Consider the following 18,738-nt stretch of genomic DNA (forward strand, 5'->3'; position numbering starts at 1 on the left):
CCCCTCACATTCGATGTCCGTAGGCGTCGACCTCGCCCGGCGCCGCGCGGCGCAGGCCGAAGGCCACGCGCGACACCAGCACAACCACCGGATAGGCGGCCAGCGTCACCAGCATCTGGAACAGCTCCAGCCCGAGGCTTGGCTGATCGACCATCGTGACAAGCAGGACGATGCGCTTCACCGACACCATAGCGAGCAGCACGCCCGCGACCAACGCCCATTCCAGCGCGAAGGGCAGATCGCGCAGGCTTTGTTCGCGGCGGCGCAGGAATTCGGTCGCGCCGAGGACGATCAGCGTCCAAAGTCCGATGGGCCGCCAGAACATGATGTCTTCAAGCAGAAAAACCAGAACGATCAGCAGGGCCGGGGCGTATTCGGGACGCCGCAGCACCCAGGCCAGCGTCAGCGCCAAGGTCAGGTCGGGGCCCGGCAGGCCGCCCGGCGAATGGTCGACCGGCATCAGGCGCACGAAGATCAGTACGAGGCCGATCACGACGAAAAGCGTGCGGTAGCTGACGCGGCGGCGGGTGATGGGGTCGATCATTGGCTGCCCCCGTTTCCGCCCTCCGACCCACCATCGGGTTCGAGTGCGCCCGCGGCGGCCTCGGCGCGCGCCTTCTCGGCCGCTTCCTGTTCGATGACTTTCGGGTCGGGCGCGATCAGCCCGCCCGCGTTCTCGATCCGCTCGGCCGGGTGCGAGCGCAACACGCGCAGGAAATCGAGCCGTTCGTAATCGGCGGCGAGGCGCACGCGCAGCCGCTTGTCGCGGCCCTGGAAGACCTGACCGACCAGCAGCCCCGCCGGGAAGACCCCGCCATCGCCCGAGGAGATCACGCGGTCGCCCGGGCGCACGCGGTCGGGATGTTCGAGGAAATCCACGAACGGGTAGGGGGAGTTGTCGCCCGCAAGGATCGCGTTCTGCCCCGAGGCCGGGATCGTGACCGGGATGCGGCTCGAGGCGTCGGTCAGCAGCAGCACCCGCGAGGTCGAGGAGCCCACGCCCGAGATTCGCCCCACGAGGCCCAGCCCATCCATCGTGGCCCAGCCATCAACAATGCCGTCGCGCTTGCCGACATTCAGCAGCACCGATTTCCGGAACGGCGAGCCGCTATCGGCCAGCACACGCCCCGACACAGAGGTGAGTTTCGGGTCGAGCCGCACCTTGTTCTGGGCAAGCAGCTTGGCGTTCTGCTGCTCCAGCTGAACGGCGGCTTCCTTCCACGCCTTCATCTGTTGCAGCTCGCGGCGCAACTCCTGGTTCTGCTCGTAGATGCGGGAATAGGACTGGAAGCCCTCGACCATGTCGGTGAGCTTGGTGACCGGGGCCATCACCCAATCGAAGCTGGGCACGAAGCGATCCACGAGGGCAGAGCGGAACCGCTCCATCCGCGGGCTGTCGATGCGCCAGACCAGGAAGAGAGCCAGTAGCACGACGACAAGAACCGCAACGCCCAGTCGGCGCAGCGGTCCGATATAGTCCTGATCGTCGCGATTTCTGGCCAAATCCGTCTCCGGTCAGATCACTGGCCGGGCGTGGTGCAATCCCGGGCCCGGCTCAGCTGTCGTAGTCAATGACGTGGCGAAGCTGCTTTTCATATTCAAGCGCCTTGCCGGTGCCGAGCGCAACACAGTTGAGCGACTGATCGGCGATCGAAATCGAAAGGCCGGTCTGCTCGCGCAGCGCCAGATCCAGTTCGCCCAGAAGCGCACCGCCCCCCGTCAGCATCACGCCACGGTCGACGATGTCGGCGGCGAGGTCCGGCGGGGTGGTTTCGAGCGCCTGCATCACCGCGTCGCAAATCGACTGGACCGGCTCGGACAGCGCCTCGGCGACCTGGGCCTGCGTGATCTCGGTTTCCTTCGGCACGCCATTCAACAAGTCGCGGCCGCGCACGTGAAGGCTCATGCCGCGCCCGTCATCGGGCATCCGCGCGGTACCGATCGTGGTCTTGATCCGCTCGGCGGTGGATTCGCCCACAAGAAGGTTCTGGTTGCGGCGCAGGTAGGAGATGATCGCCTCGTCCATACGGTCGCCGCCCACGCGCACCGAGCGCGCATAGACGATGTCGCCCAGCGAAAGGACCGCGACCTCGGTCGTGCCGCCGCCGATATCGACCACCATCGAACCCGTGGGGTCGGTGATCGGCATGCCCGCACCGATGGCGGCCGCGATCGGCTCTGCAATCAGGCCGGCGCGGCGCGCACCTGCCGAGAGAACCGACTGACGGATCGCGCGCTTCTCCACCGGGGTCGCGCCATGCGGAACGCAGACGATTATCTTCGGCTTCGAGAAGGTCGAGCGCTTGTGCACCTTGCGGATGAAATGCTTGATCATTTCCTCGGCGCTGTCGAAATCCGCGATGACGCCGTCGCGCATCGGGCGGATCGCCTCGATAGAGCCGGGGGTCCGGCCGAGCATCAGCTTGGCGTCTTCACCGACCGCCAGCACCTGCTTCTTGCCGTCCTTGACGTGATAGGCGACCACCGAGGGCTCGTTCAGCACGATCCCTTTGCCTTTGACATAGACCAGCGTGTTCGCCGTCCCGAGGTCGATCGCCATGTCCGAGGAGAAGATCCCACCAACCATATTACGCCTGTCCCATCCCAAATTTCTTAGAAATACCGCGACTCGCGCCAAGCCACGGCCCGCGCCTCGTATAGTCAAAGCGGCCCTTACGGGGAAGCGGATTTGCGCCGTAGGCGAAGCCCCCTTGCGGTTATCCGCTGAGGCAAGGCCAAGCGATTGACCTTTTTCAACATTTCGGGCGGATTTCCCCGCGGAAATGCGCTTGAAATTGCAGATATGCGATGCGTCACGAAATCGTGCTGAAAACGGGAAAATCGCGCCGGGTCGACATGAAAACGGGCAGCCGTTCTCGGGCTGCCCGAAAGCTGTGCAACTGGCGGTGGGCTCAGAGCTTGTAGCTCACCGTTTTCACGTCCGCGTCGGGCGCGGTTTTCTGGCTGCGGAAGCGCAGGCGGTTGAGTGCGCCGACATAGGCCTTCACGCTCGCGAGGATAGTGTCGGTGTCCGACGCGGCCCCGGTGCCGATCCGCCCATCTTCCTCGAGCCGCACCGAAACGGTCGCCTGCGCGTCGGTGCCTTCGGTGACCGCGTGCACCTGATAGAGCTTCAGCTTCGCGTGCGTCGGATAGATTTCCTTGACGCAGTTGAAGACCGCGTCGACCGGGCCGTCGCCCTGGCACTTGCTGGATTTCTCCTCACCATCGACGAGCATCTTCAGCTCGGCTTCCTGACCGTCCGAGCCACAGACCACGCGCAGCCATTTGACCTGCAGGTAGTCGTCGGCGGTGTTCGCGGCGCTGTCGGTCATCAGCGCGATCAGGTCCTCGTCGTAGATTTCCTTCTTGCGGTCGGCCAGCGCCTTGAAGCGGACGAAGACGTCCTTGAGCTGGTTGTCGCCCAGCTCGTAGCCCAGATCCTTGAGCTTGGCGCGCAGCGCGGCACGGCCCGAATGCTTGCCCATCGCGATATTCGCCTCGTTGAGACCGATATCGGCGGGCTTCATGATCTCGAAGGTTTCGACATTCTTCAGCACGCCATCCTGGTGGATGCCGCTTTCGTGCAGGAAGGCGTTCTTGCCGACGATCGCCTTGTTGAACTGCACCGGGAAGCCCGACACCTGCGCCACGCGGCGCGAGATGTTCATGATCTTCGTCGTGTCTATATGGGTCTGGTAGGGCATGATGTCCTGACGAACCTTCATCGCCATCACCACCTCTTCGAGCGCGGTGTTGCCCGCGCGCTCACCCAGACCGTTTATCGTGCATTCGATCTGGCGCGCGCCTGCATCGACCGCGGCCAGCGCGTTCGCCGTCGCCATGCCCAGATCGTTGTGGCAGTGCGTCGCGAAGATGATCTCGTCGGCGCCCGGCACCCGCTCGAGCAGCATCCGGATCAGGTCGGCGGATTCGACCGGCGCGGTATAGCCCACCGTGTCTGGGATGTTGATCGTGGTGGCGCCCGCCTTGATCGCGATTTCGACGACGCGGCAGAGATAGTCATGCTCGGTCCGGGTGGCATCCATCGGCGACCACTGCACGTTGTCGCACAGGTTGCGCGCGTGGCTGACGGTCTCGTGGATGACGTCGGCCATCTCGTCCATCGTCAGGTTCGGGATCGCGCGGTGCAGCGGCGAGGTGCCGATGAAGGTGTGGATGCGCGGCGATTTCGCGTGCTGCACGGCTTCCCAGCAGCGGTCGATATCGGGCAGCTTGGCGCGGGCGAGCCCGCAAATGGTCGAGAACTTGGCGCGTTTCGCTATATCGCTGACGGCTTCGAAATCGCCCTCGGAGGCGATCGGGAAGCCGGCCTCGATGATATCCACGCCCATTTCGTCGAGCAGATCGGCGATCTCGAGCTTCTCGTCATGGGTCATCGTCGCACCCGGCGATTGCTCGCCGTCACGCAGGGTCGTGTCGAAAATCAGAACGCGGTTTTTGTCGATCATGGTCTGGGCCATCTGCTAGTCTCTTTCGTCTTGGCTCTTAGCGTTACTTGGGCCCGAAGGCCAGCATTGCGCGGTGGCTTTCGGGAGTTGTCCGGGCGCTGGCTACCCCTGAGCGTTCGCGCCCGAAGGCACGCTCAGAGGCTGCTAAGAAGAAGGAGACCACGGGGCATCGCGCCTTGGGCGAGCGCCCCGGCTGCGGTGAGTTGAATATGCTTAACCCGTGTCATGAGGGGCACTATAGGCGCCAAGTGATAAATGAAAAGCAAAAAAGGAACCGCTGGAGGCGGGGCCGCGTAGCCTCTGGGCGCATATAACGGAGGCGACAGTGGCAGGTCAGGCAATCGTGATCGGAGATACGGGCGGGATCGGCGCGGCGATCCGGGCGGAGCTGGAGGCGCGCGGCTACGCGGTGACGGGGCTGTCGCGGTCGCGCGACGCGTTCGATGTCACGGATGAACGCGCGGTCGAGGCGGGGCTGCGCGGGATCGACGAGCCGGTCGATCTGATCTTCGTGGCCTCGGGCGCGCTCGGTACGCCGGAAAAGGCCTTGTCGCATCTGACCCCCGAGGAATTGCAGAGCCAGTTCGCCGTGAACGCGATGGGTCCGGCGCTGGTCTTGAAACATGCAGCCCGCCTTCTGCCCCGGGACAAGCCCGCACGGTTCGCGGCGCTTTCGGCGCGGGTCGGCTCGATCGGCGATAACGGTTTGGGCGGTTGGTATAGCTATCGGACCTCGAAAGCGGCCCTGAACCAGCTGCTGCATGGCGCGGCGATCGAGCTGGGGCGCTCTCACAAGCAGCTCGTGATCGCGGCGCTGCATCCGGGCACGGTAGACACCCCCTTTACCGCCGATTACCCGCGCGACAAGCTCGCCCCCGAAGACGCCGCGCGCCGGTTGCTGGATGTGTTGGGCGCGCTGACCCCCGCGCAATCGGGCGGCTTTTACGACTACGCAGGCAAGGAGATTCCATGGTAACCCGAAACGCCATCGTCACCGGCGCCGCGCGCGGCATCGGTCGCGCCATCACCGAGGCGCTGCTGGATCGCGGCTGGCAGGTCGCGGCGCTCGATCTGGATATCGGCCCGCTGGAGGCGCGCGAAGGCCTGCAGGCGATCCGTTGCGATCTGGGGAGCGAAGACGATGTTCGGTCTGCGGTGGCCGAGGCCGGGTTCGAGACGATCGATCTGCTGGTGAACAATGGTGGGCCGGCCGATCCCGAATGCGGACCGTTGGAGGAGCTGACGCTGGAGGCGTGGCACAAGTGGATCGACCCGCATCTGACCGGGACGTTCCTGATGACGCGCGAGGCTTTGCCCGCCTTGCGCAAGGGCCGGGGGGCAGTGGTCAACATGGCCTCGACGCGCGCGCTGCAATCCGAGCCCGATACCTTCGCCTATGCGGCGGCGAAGGGCGGCGTCACGTCGCTGACCCATGCGATGGCGGTGAGCCTTGGCCCGGAGGTGCGGCTCAACGCGATCGCGCCCGGCTGGATCAATTCGAGCAGCGAGGCCTTGGGCGAAGCGGATCACGCGCAGCATCCCGTGGGCCGTGTGGGTGAGCCGAGAGACATTGCCGAGGCCGTGCTCTACCTCGCGGATGCGGGCTTCGTGACGGGGCAGGTGCTGGTCGTCGATGGCGGCATGACACGGAAGATGATCTATGACTAAGCTGATCGCGGTGCTGGGCGATCAGCTGAGCCATGACGGCGCGGCTTTGCGCTGCGGCGACAAGAGCGCGGACGTGGTCGTGATGGCCGAGGTGCGCGAGGAAGCGACCTATACCGGCCATCACAAGCAGAAGCTGGCGCTGACCTTCGCCGCGATGCGCCGCTTCGCCGACGAGTTGGAGCGCGACGGCTGGCAGGTCCGCTACACCAAGCTGACCGATGACGACAACGCGGGCTCGTTGGTTGGCGAATTCGCGCGCCGCGCCGAAGAAGAGGGGGCCGACGAGGTGGTGACGCTCGCCCCCGGCGAATGGCGGCTTCGTCAGGCCTTCGAAAGCGCGCCGCTGAAAATCCGTCAGCTTCCCGACGACCGCTTCATCTGCTCGGAGAAACGCTTCGCCGACTGGGCCGAGGGGCGCAAGGAGCTCCGGATGGAGTGGTTCTACCGCGAGATGCGTCGCGAAACGGGGCTCTTGATGGAAGGTGACGACCCGGCGGGCGGCGAATGGAATTTTGACAAGGAGAACCGCAAGCCCGCCCAGCCCGACCTGTTCCGCGAGCCCGCGCTGACCTTCCGCAAGGATGCGCTCGTGCAGGAGGTGCTCGAGATGGTCGAGGCGGAATTTCCCGATAATTTCGGATCGCTCGACGAATTCAACTGGCCGGTCAGCCGCGCGCAGGCCGAACGCGCGCTGGAGCATTTCATCGCCCACAATCTGCACGATTTCGGGACCTATCAGGACGCGATGTTGGCCGAGGACCGGCTGCTGCATCACTCGATCCTGTCGTCGAGCATCAATCTCGGGCTGCTTTCGCCGCTGGAGGTCTGCAAGGCCGCGGAAGAGGCGTACAAGGCGGGGGACGCGCCGATCAATTCGGTGGAAGGGTTCATCCGGCAGATTCTCGGTTGGCGGGAATACATGCGCGGCATTTATTTCCTCGAAGGGCCGGATTACACCTCACGTAACGCGCTCAACCACAAGCGCGATCTGCCGTGGTTCTACTGGTCGGGCGAGACGGAGATGGTCTGCATGAAGGCCGCGATCGGGCAGACCCGCGATCTGGCTTATGCGCATCATATCCAGCGGCTGATGGTCACGGGCAATTTCGCGCTGCTGGCAGGCATCGACCCGCGCCAAGTGCAGGACTGGTATCTCGCCGTCTATATCGACGCCTATGAATGGGTGGAGGCGCCGAACACGGCGGGGATGAGCCAGTTCGCCGATGGCGGAGTGGTGGCCTCGAAACCTTACATTTCCTCGGGCGCCTATATCGACAAGATGTCCGATTACTGCGGCGGCTGCGCCTATGACGTGAAGGCGAAGGACGGGGAAAAAGCTTGCCCGTTCAACAGCCTTTACTGGCATTTCCTCGACCGGCATCGCGACCGGTTCGAGGGCAATCCGCGCATGGGGCTGGTCTATCGCAACTGGGACAAGCAGAAGACAGAGACCCGTGAGGCCAAACTGAAGACGGCGGAGGCGCTGCTGGAGAAGCTCGACAGGGGCGAGGCCTTGTAGGGCGCTCGGCCCGGTCTCGCGTCCGGATCAGTTTGCAGACGGAGCGGATTGCGCGTCCGGTTCGTTCGCCGGGGCTGGTGGTGTCTCGGCACTGGCATCGGGCGTCGGCTGCGTCGCAGGCGCGCTGGTATCCTGGAGCTTGTCATTCGACCACTCGCCGCTCGCGACGTTCCCGGAGGCGTAGGTCATCGTGCCTTGCCCCTCGCGCTTGCCATTCGCGAAGCTGCCCTCGTAGGTGTCGCCATTGGCATAGGTTGCGCGGCCTTGCCCGTCGATCGCACCGTTGCGCCACTGGCCCTCGTAAGTGAACCCGTCGGGCATGGTCAGCTTGCCGGTTCCGTCGCGCTGGCCGTTCTTGAAACCGCCCTCGTAGGTCGTGCCGTCGGCATAGCGTGCGACGCCCTGACCCTCGCGCTGCCCGTTCACCCAATCGCCCTCGTAGCTGTAGCCGTCCGGGTAGGTCATCTTGCCCTTCCCGTCATTGCGCGCGTTCTTGAACTCGCCCTCGTAGACGAGCCCGTTCGCGTAGCGCGCCGTGCCGGTGCCCTGTATGACGCCATGCGCCCAGCCGCCCTCGTAGCTGGAGCCGTCGGGATAGGTGATCTTGCCCTGACCGTCGGGCAGGTCGTTCTTGAAGCTGCCCTCGTAGACCGAGCCGTCGGGGTATTTCACCTTGCCCTGACCTTCGATTCGGCCTTCCTTCCACTGGCCCGTGTATACGTAGCCGTCCTTGCCGTGGAAGGTGCCGGTGCCGTGGCGCTTGTCGAGGAGGAACTCGCCTTCGTAAGTGTCGCCATTGGCATAGGTGACCTTGCCGGTGCCGTGACGCTTGCCGTTGACCATCTGGCCTTCATAGACGTCGCCATTGGGTTGGGTGAGCGTGCCGCGGCCGTTCATCTGGCCGGCCTTCCACTCGCCGACATAGGTCAGCCCGTCCGCCATTGTGAGCGTGCCGGTGCCGTCGCGCTGGCCATGCGCCATCTGGCCCTCGTAGGTAGAGCCGTCGGGATAGGTGATCTTGCCCATGCCTTGCTTGACGCCGCCTAGCCAGTCGCCCTCGTAGCGATAGCCGTTCGCGCTCTCGAGCGTGCCCTTGCCGTCATGCATCGCGTTGCGGAACTGGCCCTTATAGACCGAGCCGTTGGCGTAATGCGCGGTGCCGGTGCCGGTGATCTGACCGTTGAGCCAGTCGCCCTCGTAGGTGCCGCCATCGGCGAAGGTGATCTTGCCCTTGCCGTTGGGTTTGCCGTGGTCGAACTGGCCCTCGTAGACCGAGCCGTTGGGGAAGCGCGCGCGGCCCTCGCCCTTGATCTCGCCCATCACCCATTGGCCTTCGTATTCGTAGCCCGAGGGAAGCTTGTAGCTGCCGTAGCCGTCCTGCTTGCCATCGGTGAAGGTGCCCTTGTAGAGGCCGCCGTCGTCGTATTGCTTGGTGATGACCTCTTGCGCCGGCGCGATCTGCGCGGCGCATCCGATCAGAACTGCCAATGTCGCGATGCAAAGCTGCGCGCCTGCCATGGTGCCCCCTGATGGTGCTGCCTGTGCCCCGGTCTCGCGAGCGCGTGGATTCGCGCTCTGCCGGGCTTGGGGAAAGGTTAATTGCGCGGGGGTAGCCTGACAAGCGGGCAGGGCGGTCGTGTCGGGTCCGCGTAAGGGAAGGGGCGGCGAATGCAGGGCAGCCATCCCCTTTTCACCCCATCGTTTTCTGCTAAATGAGGGGCGATAACAGCCCCGAGGACGCTTATGGCCGATCGTTTCCGCCTCACCATGGCCCAGCTCAACCCCACCGTGGGCGCGCTGGAGGCCAATGCCGAGAAGGCCTTCGCCGCATGGCAGGAGGGCAAGCGCGCAGGCGCCGACATGGTCGTGCTACCCGAGATGTTCCTGACCGGCTACCAGACGCAGGACCTGATCGCGAAGCCCGCCTTCGTGCGCGACGCGGTCGCCGCGATGGAGGCGCTGGGCGCGCGGATTTCCGACGGTCCGGCGCTGGGCATCGGCGGGCCCTACTGGACGGAGCAGGGGCAGTATAACGCCTACTGGGTCTGGAAAGACGGCGCGCTGGTCGCGCGGATGCTCAAGCACGATTTGCCGCATCACGGGATTTTCGACGAGTATCGCATCTACGATACTGGCCAGATCTCCGGGCCCTACGCGATCAACGGCGTGCGCATCGGGACGCCGATCTGCGAGGATGCGTGGCATCCGGATGTGGCCGAGACGCTGGCCGAGACCGGGGCCGAGATCCTGATCGTGCCGAACGGTTCGCCCTATCACCGCAACAAGCTCGACGTACGGATGACCCACATGGTCGCGCGCGTGGTCGAGACCGGGCTGCCGCTCGCCTATCTCAACTCGGTCGGTGGGCAGGACGATCAGGTCTTCGACGGGGCGAGCTTCGTGCTGAACCGTCACGGGCAATTGGCCGCGCAATTCGCGCCTTTCGACGAGATCATCGACCATGTCGATTTCGAGCGTGACGGTGAGGGCTGGGCTTGCGTTGCGGGCCGGGACGATCCGCAGCCCTCGGAATGGGAGCAGGACTACCGCGCCATGGTCGAAAGCCTCGGTGATTACCTGCGCAAGTCGGGCTTCTCCAAGGTCGTTCTCGGCCTGTCGGGCGGGATCGACTCCGCGCTGGTCGCGACAATCGCAGCGGACGCGCTGGGGCCGGAGGCCGTGCATTGCGTGATGCTGCCCTCGGAATACACCTCGCAGGGATCGCTCGATCACGCGGCCGATCTGGCGACGCGGCAGGGGATGCGCCTCGACACGGTGCGGATCGACGGGGCGCGCGATGCGGTCTCGGATGCGCTTGCCCATCTGATGGAGGGCACTCAGCCCGACGTGACCGAGGAAAACATCCAGTCACGCCTGCGCGGGGTCATGCTGATGGCACTGTCGAACAAGTTCGGCGAGATGCTTCTGACCACCGGCAACAAGTCCGAGATGGCCGTGGGCTATGCGACGATCTACGGCGACATGGCGGGCGGCTACAATCCAATCAAGGATCTCTACAAGACCCGCGTCTTCGAGACCTGCCGCTGGCGCAACGCCAATTACCGCGACTGGATGAAGGGCCCCGAGGGCGAGGTGATCCCGCGCGCGATCATCGACAAGCCGCCCTCCGCGGAACTGCGCCCCGACCAGAAGGACGAGGACAGCCTGCCGCCCTATTCGGTACTGGATGGTATTCTCGAAGGACTGGTGGAGGGCGACGCATCGGTCGCCGATCTCGTTGCCGAAGGCTACGATCGCGACACCGTCAAGAAGGTCGAGCATCTGCTCTATATCTCGGAATGGAAGCGTCACCAGTCCGCGCCGGGCACGCGTCTCTCGAGCAAGGCCTTCTGGCTGGATCGCCGCTACCCGATCGTCAATCGCTGGCGCGACCACCACTGAGGGCCACGGTCGCGCAGCGTCTCAGTGATCGTCAAGCCACGTCAGGCGGGCGACGCGCGGCCGGGTTACGATGAAATTGTCGAACGAGATCGCGTCGTGGAAGCCCACGAAATGCTTGCTCGGGTCTTTGCCGATCGATGCGAGATAGGCCTTGTAGGCCTCGGACAGCTTGAACGGCAGGTCGTAGGCGTAGGAGGTCTCCACGATCAACGCCTGATCGCCCGCGGCGAGGATCGGAATGCGATCCGCTTCCAGGTCGAGCGCCTCCTGCGTGTAGCTTTGCGCCAACCCGGTCGCGTAGGAATTTTCGAGCTGTACCTTCTTCGCGTCGCTGCCTTCGGCAGGATCGTTGCAGGTGTGGCCCAGATCCAGCGGATCGTCCCAGCATCTCACCAACGTCACGCGAATCCAGCTGCGCGACGGGTCATTATTGCCGGTCGTGAAGTCGAACACTTTCTTGATGCCCGCGACATATTTTGGGCCGATCGGATCGCGCTCGCGCGAGATCAGGTCCGAGACCGTCACATTGGCCCGGGTCGCGGCGCCGCGGATCTTGAATACGTCATAGATTTCGATCGACAGGATCAGCCAGCCCGACAGCATGATGAAGGCCAGAAGCCCCTCGATCGGGATGGAGCCGGCTTCGTCCTTGCGGAAACGGTGGAGCAGATTGCGCAACTTTGGCATCAGCATCGCTCAGGTTCCTCCACTGCCAGCGGTTGAAGCGACCGCCGGTTCGATCACGATCGCGGTCGTTGCAACCAGAGCGTAATCGCCATCCGCGCCGACCGGCGATGCCTTCAGGAAAGCCTGGGCGATGAAGTCTTCCAGCATCATCGGTTTCTCGCGCAAACAGACCCGCACGAGGATCAGCTGATCGGGAATGGCGGCCTCCAGCGTGCCGGCAGGTGGCGGCTTGGTCACGTCCGAGAAATCCTCGCAGCGCACCGGATGGTTGGCGATGGAGGACGTCCAGTCGGTCTTGTCCACCTGAAACATCTCGACGGAAACCCGATTCATGCAGGTGCTGCCGAAGAAGCCTGCCTGTTTGCAGATTTCATGGCGCAGCGTCTTTTCGTCGATGCTGGAATAGTTGCCGATACGGACGATGCGGCTCGTGGCTTCGGTCGCGCGGGTCAGCAGGGTCTGCTTGATGAAGATCACGCCCAGCTCGATCCCGGCGAACATGAAGAAGATCAGGAACACGATCCAGAACAGGGCGGGGATAGTCACCGCCCCGTCCTCCGCCCTCAGGAAAGCTCGCTTATGTCTCTGCCTCGATGCCATGCTCTGCGCCCTCCGGTCAGTTGGTCAGGCGCAGGGTCGAGATCTGCGTCGCGATCGAGGAAAACGCATCCGCGAGATTGGCGGAGTCGACGTCGTATTGGTAGCTCGGGCCGGAGCTGCAGTCGGCCAGTGCGGTCTTGCCGCTCTGGGGGGCATCAACGGCGACGGTAAAGACGATGATTTCCTTGTCTTTCGCGGCCTTGCAGACGTCGTGCAGGTTCTTGTCCTTCTCCGAGAACATCGAAGAGATAGCCATCTCATCGTAAATCGACGCCACGGATTCCTCCGGATCGAGGCGCTGGCGCGGCGGCAGGAGGAAGGTCTGAATCACGTATTGGAGCGACCATCCCTTGCTCCAGATCGTACGCCAGTCGATCGCGTTCAGGTCGCGGTGAACGAACTGTTTTTCCTGGTACCAGCCATACGAGCAGGATTCGCGCCCCCAGTAGTCGGTGGTGCAATAGCTTCCATAGACCCACTTCGTGGTCGTATCGCCGATCTCCTCGGGCGCATACCAGTTGCGATCGGCGAAAGAGTAATAAGGCTTTTCGCCCAGATCCTGACGTTCCTGAGAGAACCAGTACATTTTCGACATGGTCGTGTAGTCATCGTTGAACGACGTCGAACTCACCGTCGAATAAAGGCCGGAATTGCCGGTCCGATACTGCATCCGTGTCGAGAAGGAGCGCGTGTTCTGACCATCGGTCATCAGAATCATCACCTTCATCGAGCGTTCGTCGACGCTCAGCCCGGTGGCGGGATAGGGCAGGGGGCGGTCGGCCACGTCAGACGAAATCGTTCCAGCCTCGACCAGCGCCGTGGCGGCCGGTTTCGCCGACGGGTCGAGCAGCGCAAAGCCCCAGCGGGCCCCGATGTCGATCGCGGTGTCGCCGCCTGCGCGCAGCGAAGAGATCTTGTTGAGAATATCGCTCTGGTTGTCCTCGAATGCCATGATGTCGCCGTAGCTGTGCTCGTAGCAGTTCTCGCCTGAATCGCTGATGCGCTTCTGGACATACATGTTCTGGCCGACGAAATCGTAGCTCCAGCCATACATGGTGCGCTGCAACCCGGAGGTCGGCAGGCTCACGCTGTTGAAGCCCTGAAGTTGCACGTCGGCGCAGGTGTTGTAGCTGTGATCGGTCGAAAGATTATAGGCCGAGGCCAGATCGGGGCCGAGAGAGACCTGCTGGTTGTAGGGCACGATCGAGATGGAAAGGCGTCCGGCAGGCGCCCCGGGCGGTTGCACGTTGTCAAACATCTTCTTCGTGAAATTCGTCGCGGCATCGCGCAGCGATGCGATTTTCGTCACGCCGTAATAGGAGCCGGAATCGGTCTGGCCCATCGAACCGGACACGTCGAGCACCATCGAAATCTCGACATTGCCGATCGATTCCTCGGCTTGCGCGTGGGTGTTCGAGCGGAAGGATTTGACGCCGAAGCCGATCAGGTCGCCGAAGATCGTCGGCATGTCATCCTGCGCAGTCATCGACACGCGGCGATATTCCTTCTGCGCGCCCTCTTCGACTTCGGGTTGGATGTTGAGATAGTCGAGGCCGCTCGTGGAAAGGTAATCCTTTGCCACGAGCGCAGGGTCGAGCGTCTGATCCAGATTGGCTGCCGCGAGAGCGGCCCGGTCGAGCGAACTTTGGATGAGTGTACGGCGTTCGTCCTGGCGCACGAAGTCGATCGCGATGCCGCCAATGACCATCAGCACGATCAGGACCTGCAGACTGAAGATGAAGACCGCTCCATCTTCATCCTTCGCGAACCGCCCCATTCGGGCGCGCGTGTTCTCGATACGGCGTGCCAAGCCGTTCTGTCCGTATTTGTCCCTCATCCAGACCTCCTTCTCCATGTCAGTTGGCCTCGCCGCCAGCGGAGAAAACTCGCAAAAAAACACCGAACTAAGCTCCGTAATTCCTACGGCGAAATTAAGGCAAAACCTTGTCTAACTTCATGGAATTGTTGCGCTTTAACTGTGAAATGCGACTTCCCGGGCGCCACCGTTTCCCAAAAGTGGGCCAATCGCGCGGCCCTGAGAGGGCAAACCCTGTCTTTGGAACCGAGTCGTTTAAACTAGGTTAACTTGTCTGAAATTATGCGGTCCGCGCCTTTCGCTGACGCAAAGTTCATGGCCGCGAGTGGCGCGAAAGCTGTGGGTAGCTCTGCGCCTCCTCTCGACTCTGCCGGGCTTGGGGCCAATATAGAGGCCATGAGTTTGCCGCCCGGATTTCTCGACGAATTGCGCAGCCGTTCCTCGATCGCTCAGGTCGTGGGGCGCAAGGTCATTTGGGATATGCGCAAGTCGAACCAGGCGAAGGGCGACATGTGGGCGCCATGCCCGTTCCACCAGGAAAAATCGGCCTCGTTCCATGTCGATGATCGCAAGGGCTATTACTACTGCTTCGGCTGCCACGCGAAGGGCGACGCTCTGAGCTTCGTGCGCGAGACCGAGAATGTCAGCTTCATGGAGGCGGTGGAAATTCTCGCCCGTGAGGCCGGGATGCAGATGCCCGCCCGCGATCCGATGGCGCAGGAGAAGGCCGATCTGCGTACTGAGCTGGCCAACGTGATGGAAGAGGCGGTGAAGTATTTCCGCCTTCACCTGAACACGCAGGCCGGAAAAGCCGCGCGCGACTATCTGGCCGGTCGCAGCCTGAACAAACCCGCCATCGACCGTTTCGAGATCGGCTTCGCCCCGCCCGGTTGGCAGGGGCTGCGCGATGCGCTCAAGGCGAAGGGAATTTCCGACGACCTGATCAAGGGCGCCGGCCTCGCGAAGGAGAGCCAGAAGGGGCGCGAGCCCTTCGACGTCTTCCGCAACCGTATCATCTTTCCGATCCGCGATCCGCGCGGTCGCTGCATCGCCTTCGGCGGGCGCGCGATGGATCCGAACGATCCGGCGAAATATCTCAATTCGCCCGAGACCGCGCTCTTCGACAAGGGGCGCTCGCTCTATAACCACGGCCCTGCGCGTGAAGCCTGCGGCAAGGGCGCGCCGCTTGTTGTCTGCGAAGGCTACATGGATGTGATCGCCATGGTCGAGGGCGGCTTCGGCGGGGCGGTCGCACCGCTGGGCACCGCGATCACCGAAGATCAGTTGCGCCTGATGTGGCGCATCCATGACGAGCCGATCATCGCGCTCGACGGCGATACGGCCGGTCTGCGCGCGGCGCTGCGGGTGATCGATCTCGCCCTGCCGTTGCTGGAGGCCGGGAAGGGCGTGCGTTTCGCGATCATGCCGCCGGGGCTCGACCCGGATGACGTGATCCGCAAGCAGGGGCGCGAGGCGATGGAGACGATCCTGTCCGAGGCAAAGCCGATGGTCTCGCTGCTGTGGCAGCGCGAGACCGAGGGCAAGGTCTTCGACAGTCCCGAACGCCGCGCTGCCTTGGACAAGAGCCTGCGCGCCGCGATTTCGCGCATTCAGGATCCCTCGATCCGGGGCCATTACGGCGACGAAATAAAGCGCCTGCGTTGGGAGCTGTTTGGCACCGGTCCCCAAGGCGGTCCACAGGGGCATTCTCCGGGCGGGGCGCAGCCTTCGCGTGGCGGTTTTATTCCAGGCGGTTTCGGCTCTGGCGGCAAGCGCGGCAAAGGCCGTTTCGGTGCGCCGCCGCCTGCCTTGCCCGAGACGCGCTCCTCATTGCTCGCGACCGCGCCGAACGACGTGGCAGAGCATCTGCGCGAAGCGATGATCCTCGGCATCTGCGTCACGCATCCGGCCCTGATCGCGGAATTCGAAGCGGAACTCGAAGCCGTTCCACTGCGCGATGAGACACATGACCGGCTACGACACCGGATGCTTATGCATGTGGCCGCACCCGCCCCGGAAATCGCGAAAAACCTGTACGCGGAAATGGCGGCTGACCTTGAAAAGCTGTTGAACCTGCCCCATTTGCGCTCTGCCCCCCCGGTTCGCAACGCCGAGAACCTCGATCTGGCACGCATGTGCCTGACCGAGGAATTGGCCAAGCTGGACGCCGCTCGCGCCGTGCGCGAAGAAGTCGCCGACGCTATGGAGGATCTGGCGGGGCTTGCCGACGAAGGCGTGACATGGCGTCTGGCGCAAGCAGCATCGCTGCGCCATCGCGCCGAGAGATCGAAACTGGAGGACTCCTCCGATATGGGCGAAGATCAGGCGGCGCTGTCCGCGACGCTTCAGGCCATGATCGACGGGGAAATCTGGCGTAAGAAACAATGAGCCGGATGGCAGCGGGCCTTCGGATTATGGGAAAGCGAATTGTTGCGGACACATTCAGTATCAACTTTATGTCCACAGCCCCTCGCGCCCCTGTGATTCGCCGCTGCGATTCGATACACAGACGAGATATGATTCGCTTTCGTCATAGCTTGAGCACAACCAAGCCCTGACCGAGGAGCCCACATGGCCGCCAAAGACATCGACGACAATAAATCCGACACCCCGAGCGACGACGCGACGTCCTTCGACATGAGTCAGGCCGCCGTGAAGCGGATGATCGCCGAGGCGAAGGAACGTGGGTTCATCACCTATGACCAACTCAACAAGGTGATGCCGCAAGATCAGGTCTCCGGTGACCAGATCGAGGATGTGATGTCGATGCTCTCGGAGATGGGCATCAACGTCATCGAGGCGGAAGAAGCCGACGAGGAAGAGGGCAGCAGCCAGGGCGGCCAGGTCGCGACGACCGGGTCCGGTTCGCGCGAAGTCGCGGTGTCGACCACCACCTCGGAAACGCTCGATCGCACCGATGACCCGGTACGGATGTACCTGCGCGAGATGGGCTCGGTCGAGCTGCTCTCCCGCGAGGGCGAAATCGCCATCGCCAAGCGCATCGAGGCTGGCCGCAACACGATGATTGCGGGGCTTTGCGAAAGCCCGCTGACCTTCCAGGCAATCACGATCTGGCGCGATGAACTTCTCAACGAAGAAATTCTCCTGCGCGACGTGATCGACCTCGAGACCACTTTCGGCAATTCGCTCGAAGGAGTCGAAGGCGAAGAGGAAGAGATCGAAGGGCCCGCCGTCGAGGGCGAGCCGAAATCGGACGACGACAGCGGCAAGTCGGAGCCCGAGCTCGACGCCGACGGCAACCCGATCCAGTCCGACGATGACGACGAGGATGAAGGCGCGAACCTGTCGCTCGCCGCGATGGAAGCCGCGCTGAAGCCGCGCGTTCTCGAGACGCTCGAACTGATCGCTGGTGATTACGCGCTGCTTGCCGAGATGCAGGACCTGCGGATGTCGGCGACGCTGAACGAGGATGGCTCCTTCTCGGTCACCGAGGAAGCCGCATATCAGAAACTGCGCTCCGAGATCGTCGAACTGGTGAACTCGCTTCACCTGCACAACAACCGGATCGAAGCGCTGATCGACCAGCTCTACGGTATCAACCGCAAGATCATGTCGATCGACAGCGGAATGGTGAAGCTCGCCGATCAGGCTCGCATCAACCGTCGCGAATTCATCGAAGAGTATCGCGGCTACGAGCTCGACCCGAGCTGGTCCGAGCGGATGCAGGCAAAGTCGGGCCGCGCATGGCAGGCCCTGTTCGAGCGCTCCGCCGACAAGGTCGAAGAGCTGCGCGCCGAGATGGCTCAGGTCGGTCAGTATGTCGGCGTCGATATCTCCGAATTCCGCCGTATCGTGCAGCAGGTCCAGAAGGGCGAGAAAGAAGCCCGTCAGGCCAAGAAAGAGATGGTCGAGGCGAACCTTCGTCTCGTGATCTCGATCGCGAAGAAATACACCAACCGCGGCCTGCAATTCCTCGACCTGATCCAGGAAGGTAACATCGGCCTGATGAAGGCGGTGGACAAGTTCGAATACCGCCGCGGCTACAAGTTCTCGACCTATGCGACGTGGTGGATCCGTCAGGCGATCACCCGCTCGATCGCGGATCAGGCGCGCACCATCCGTATCCCGGTCCACATGATCGAGACGATCAACAAACTGGTCCGCACCGGTCGCCAGATGCTCCATGAGATCGGCCGCGAGCCGACGCCGGAGGAACTGGCCGACAAGCTGCAGATGCCGCTCGAGAAGGTCCGCAAGGTGATGAAGATCGCCAAGGAGCCGATCTCACTCGAGACGCCGATCGGCGACGAGGAAGACAGCCAGCTTGGCGATTTCATCGAGGACAAGAACGCCGTTCTGCCGCTCGACAGTGCCATTCAGGAGAACCTGAAGGAAACGACGACGCGGGTTCTGGCCTCGCTCACCCCGCGCGAGGAGCGGGTTCTGCGGATGCGCTTCGGCATCGGCATGAACACCGACCACACGCTCGAAGAGGTGGGCCAGCAGTTCTCGGTCACTCGCGAACGTATCCGTCAGATCGAGGCAAAGGCACTGCGCAAGCTCAAGCATCCGAGCCGCTCGCGCAAGCTGCGCTCGTTCCTCGACCAGTGAGC

14 protein-coding genes are annotated in these 18,738 nt (G+C 63.3%); 6 read left to right on the forward strand and 8 right to left on the reverse strand.

Going from position 1 to position 18,738, the window contains the following annotated elements; genetic code table 11:
• Positions 1–4: 4 nt before the first annotated feature.
• From B6V74_RS07545 to B6V74_RS07560, 4 genes are all read right to left on the reverse strand, one after another.
• Entirely contained in the window at positions 5–544 is a 540-nt protein-coding gene (locus B6V74_RS07545; protein ID WP_075774200.1) for a hypothetical protein, read from the reverse strand.
• A complete protein-coding gene (mreC, locus tag B6V74_RS07550; RefSeq protein WP_075774201.1) occupies positions 541–1,503 on the reverse strand; it encodes a rod shape-determining protein MreC in 963 nt (320 codons plus the stop codon). Before mreC ends, B6V74_RS07545 begins: the two co-directional genes overlap by 4 nt.
• 52 nt (positions 1,504–1,555) lie before the next feature.
• Positions 1,556–2,587, reverse strand: a complete 1,032-nt coding sequence (locus B6V74_RS07555; RefSeq protein WP_038064670.1) for a rod shape-determining protein — start codon at positions 2,585–2,587, stop codon at positions 1,556–1,558.
• Between the two features lie 325 nt (positions 2,588–2,912).
• Entirely contained in the window at positions 2,913–4,472 is a 1,560-nt protein-coding gene (locus B6V74_RS07560; RefSeq protein WP_088719774.1) for a 2-isopropylmalate synthase, read from the reverse strand.
• 325 nt (positions 4,473–4,797) lie between these two features.
• On the opposite strand from B6V74_RS07560, the gene B6V74_RS07565 reads away from it, so the two are divergent.
• The 3 genes from B6V74_RS07565 to B6V74_RS07575 are packed head-to-tail and all read left to right on the forward strand — an operon-like array spanning position 4,798 to position 7,659.
• On the forward strand, positions 4,798–5,448 hold the full coding sequence (locus B6V74_RS07565) for an SDR family NAD(P)-dependent oxidoreductase (protein ID WP_088722420.1): 651 nt from the start codon (positions 4,798–4,800) through the stop codon (positions 5,446–5,448).
• Positions 5,442–6,140, forward strand: a complete 699-nt coding sequence (locus B6V74_RS07570) for an SDR family oxidoreductase (RefSeq protein ID WP_088722421.1) — start codon at positions 5,442–5,444, stop codon at positions 6,138–6,140. The genes B6V74_RS07565 and B6V74_RS07570 overlap by 7 nt, the downstream gene beginning before the upstream one ends.
• Complete coding sequence (locus tag B6V74_RS07575) at positions 6,133–7,659, forward strand: cryptochrome/photolyase family protein (protein ID WP_088722422.1); 1,527 nt, start codon at positions 6,133–6,135, stop codon at positions 7,657–7,659. Before B6V74_RS07570 ends, B6V74_RS07575 begins: the two co-directional genes overlap by 8 nt.
• A gap of 27 nt (positions 7,660–7,686) precedes the next feature.
• Here B6V74_RS07575 and B6V74_RS07580 read toward each other — a convergent pair whose 3' ends face one another.
• Positions 7,687–9,177, reverse strand: coding sequence for a 2-isopropylmalate synthase (locus B6V74_RS07580; RefSeq protein ID WP_088722423.1), 1,491 nt, complete (start codon positions 9,175–9,177; stop codon positions 7,687–7,689).
• A gap of 225 nt (positions 9,178–9,402) precedes the next feature.
• Here B6V74_RS07580 and B6V74_RS07585 point away from each other — a divergent pair, with 225 nt between their 5' ends.
• On the forward strand, positions 9,403–11,061 hold the full coding sequence (locus B6V74_RS07585) for an NAD+ synthase (RefSeq protein WP_088722424.1): 1,659 nt from the start codon (positions 9,403–9,405) through the stop codon (positions 11,059–11,061).
• A 21-nt stretch (positions 11,062–11,082) separates the two neighbouring features.
• Here the strand turns inward: B6V74_RS07585 and B6V74_RS07590 are convergent, their stop codons facing one another.
• From B6V74_RS07590 to B6V74_RS07600, 3 genes are all read right to left on the reverse strand, one after another.
• On the reverse strand, positions 11,083–11,754 hold the full coding sequence (locus tag B6V74_RS07590) for a hypothetical protein (protein WP_088722425.1): 672 nt from the start codon (positions 11,752–11,754) through the stop codon (positions 11,083–11,085).
• Between the two features lie 3 nt (positions 11,755–11,757).
• Positions 11,758–12,294, reverse strand: coding sequence for a hypothetical protein (locus B6V74_RS07595; RefSeq protein WP_088719693.1), 537 nt, complete (start codon positions 12,292–12,294; stop codon positions 11,758–11,760).
• A 70-nt stretch (positions 12,295–12,364) separates the two neighbouring features.
• Positions 12,365–14,185 (reverse strand): TadE/TadG family type IV pilus assembly protein, encoded by a 1,821-nt coding sequence (locus B6V74_RS07600; protein WP_168184194.1) that lies wholly within the window; start codon positions 14,183–14,185, stop codon positions 12,365–12,367.
• A gap of 375 nt (positions 14,186–14,560) precedes the next feature.
• Between B6V74_RS07600 and dnaG the strand changes: the two genes are divergently transcribed.
• Both dnaG and rpoD read left to right on the forward strand, forming a co-directional pair.
• Positions 14,561–16,552 (forward strand): DNA primase, encoded by a 1,992-nt coding sequence (gene dnaG, locus B6V74_RS07605; protein ID WP_088722427.1) that lies wholly within the window; start codon positions 14,561–14,563, stop codon positions 16,550–16,552.
• 183 nt (positions 16,553–16,735) lie between these two features.
• Complete coding sequence (rpoD, locus tag B6V74_RS07610; RefSeq protein ID WP_088719696.1) at positions 16,736–18,736, forward strand: RNA polymerase sigma factor RpoD; 2,001 nt, start codon at positions 16,736–16,738, stop codon at positions 18,734–18,736.
• The last annotated feature ends 2 nt before the right edge of the window (positions 18,737–18,738 follow it).

Origin of the sequence: Thioclava sp. F42-5 (assembly GCF_002213195.1) — a bacterium.
Lineage (GTDB): Bacteria > Pseudomonadota > Alphaproteobacteria > Rhodobacterales > Rhodobacteraceae > Thioclava > Thioclava nitratireducens.

Bases quoted from the DNA above. Each gene is read 5' to 3' on its own strand.
- B6V74_RS07545 (WP_075774200.1), bottom strand. From the start codon at position 544: ATGATCGACCCCATCACCCGCCGCCGCGTCAGCTACCGCACGCTTTTC.
- B6V74_RS07555 (WP_038064670.1), bottom strand. From the start codon at position 2,587: ATGGTTGGTGGGATCTTCTCCTCGGACATGGCGATCGACCTCGGGACG.
- B6V74_RS07560 (WP_088719774.1), bottom strand. From the start codon at position 4,472: ATGATCGACAAAAACCGCGTTCTGATTTTCGACACGACCCTGCGTGAC.
- B6V74_RS07570 (WP_088722421.1), top strand. From the start codon at position 5,442: ATGGTAACCCGAAACGCCATCGTCACCGGCGCCGCGCGCGGCATCGGT.
- B6V74_RS07575 (WP_088722422.1), top strand. From the start codon at position 6,133: ATGACTAAGCTGATCGCGGTGCTGGGCGATCAGCTGAGCCATGACGGC.
- B6V74_RS07580 (WP_088722423.1), bottom strand. From the start codon at position 9,177: ATGGCAGGCGCGCAGCTTTGCATCGCGACATTGGCAGTTCTGATCGGA.
- B6V74_RS07585 (WP_088722424.1), top strand. From the start codon at position 9,403: ATGGCCGATCGTTTCCGCCTCACCATGGCCCAGCTCAACCCCACCGTG.
- B6V74_RS07590 (WP_088722425.1), bottom strand. From the start codon at position 11,754: ATGCTGATGCCAAAGTTGCGCAATCTGCTCCACCGTTTCCGCAAGGAC.
- B6V74_RS07600 (WP_168184194.1), bottom strand. From the start codon at position 14,185: ATGAGGGACAAATACGGACAGAACGGCTTGGCACGCCGTATCGAGAAC.
- dnaG (WP_088722427.1), top strand. From the start codon at position 14,561: ATGAGTTTGCCGCCCGGATTTCTCGACGAATTGCGCAGCCGTTCCTCG.
- rpoD (WP_088719696.1), top strand. From the start codon at position 16,736: ATGGCCGCCAAAGACATCGACGACAATAAATCCGACACCCCGAGCGAC.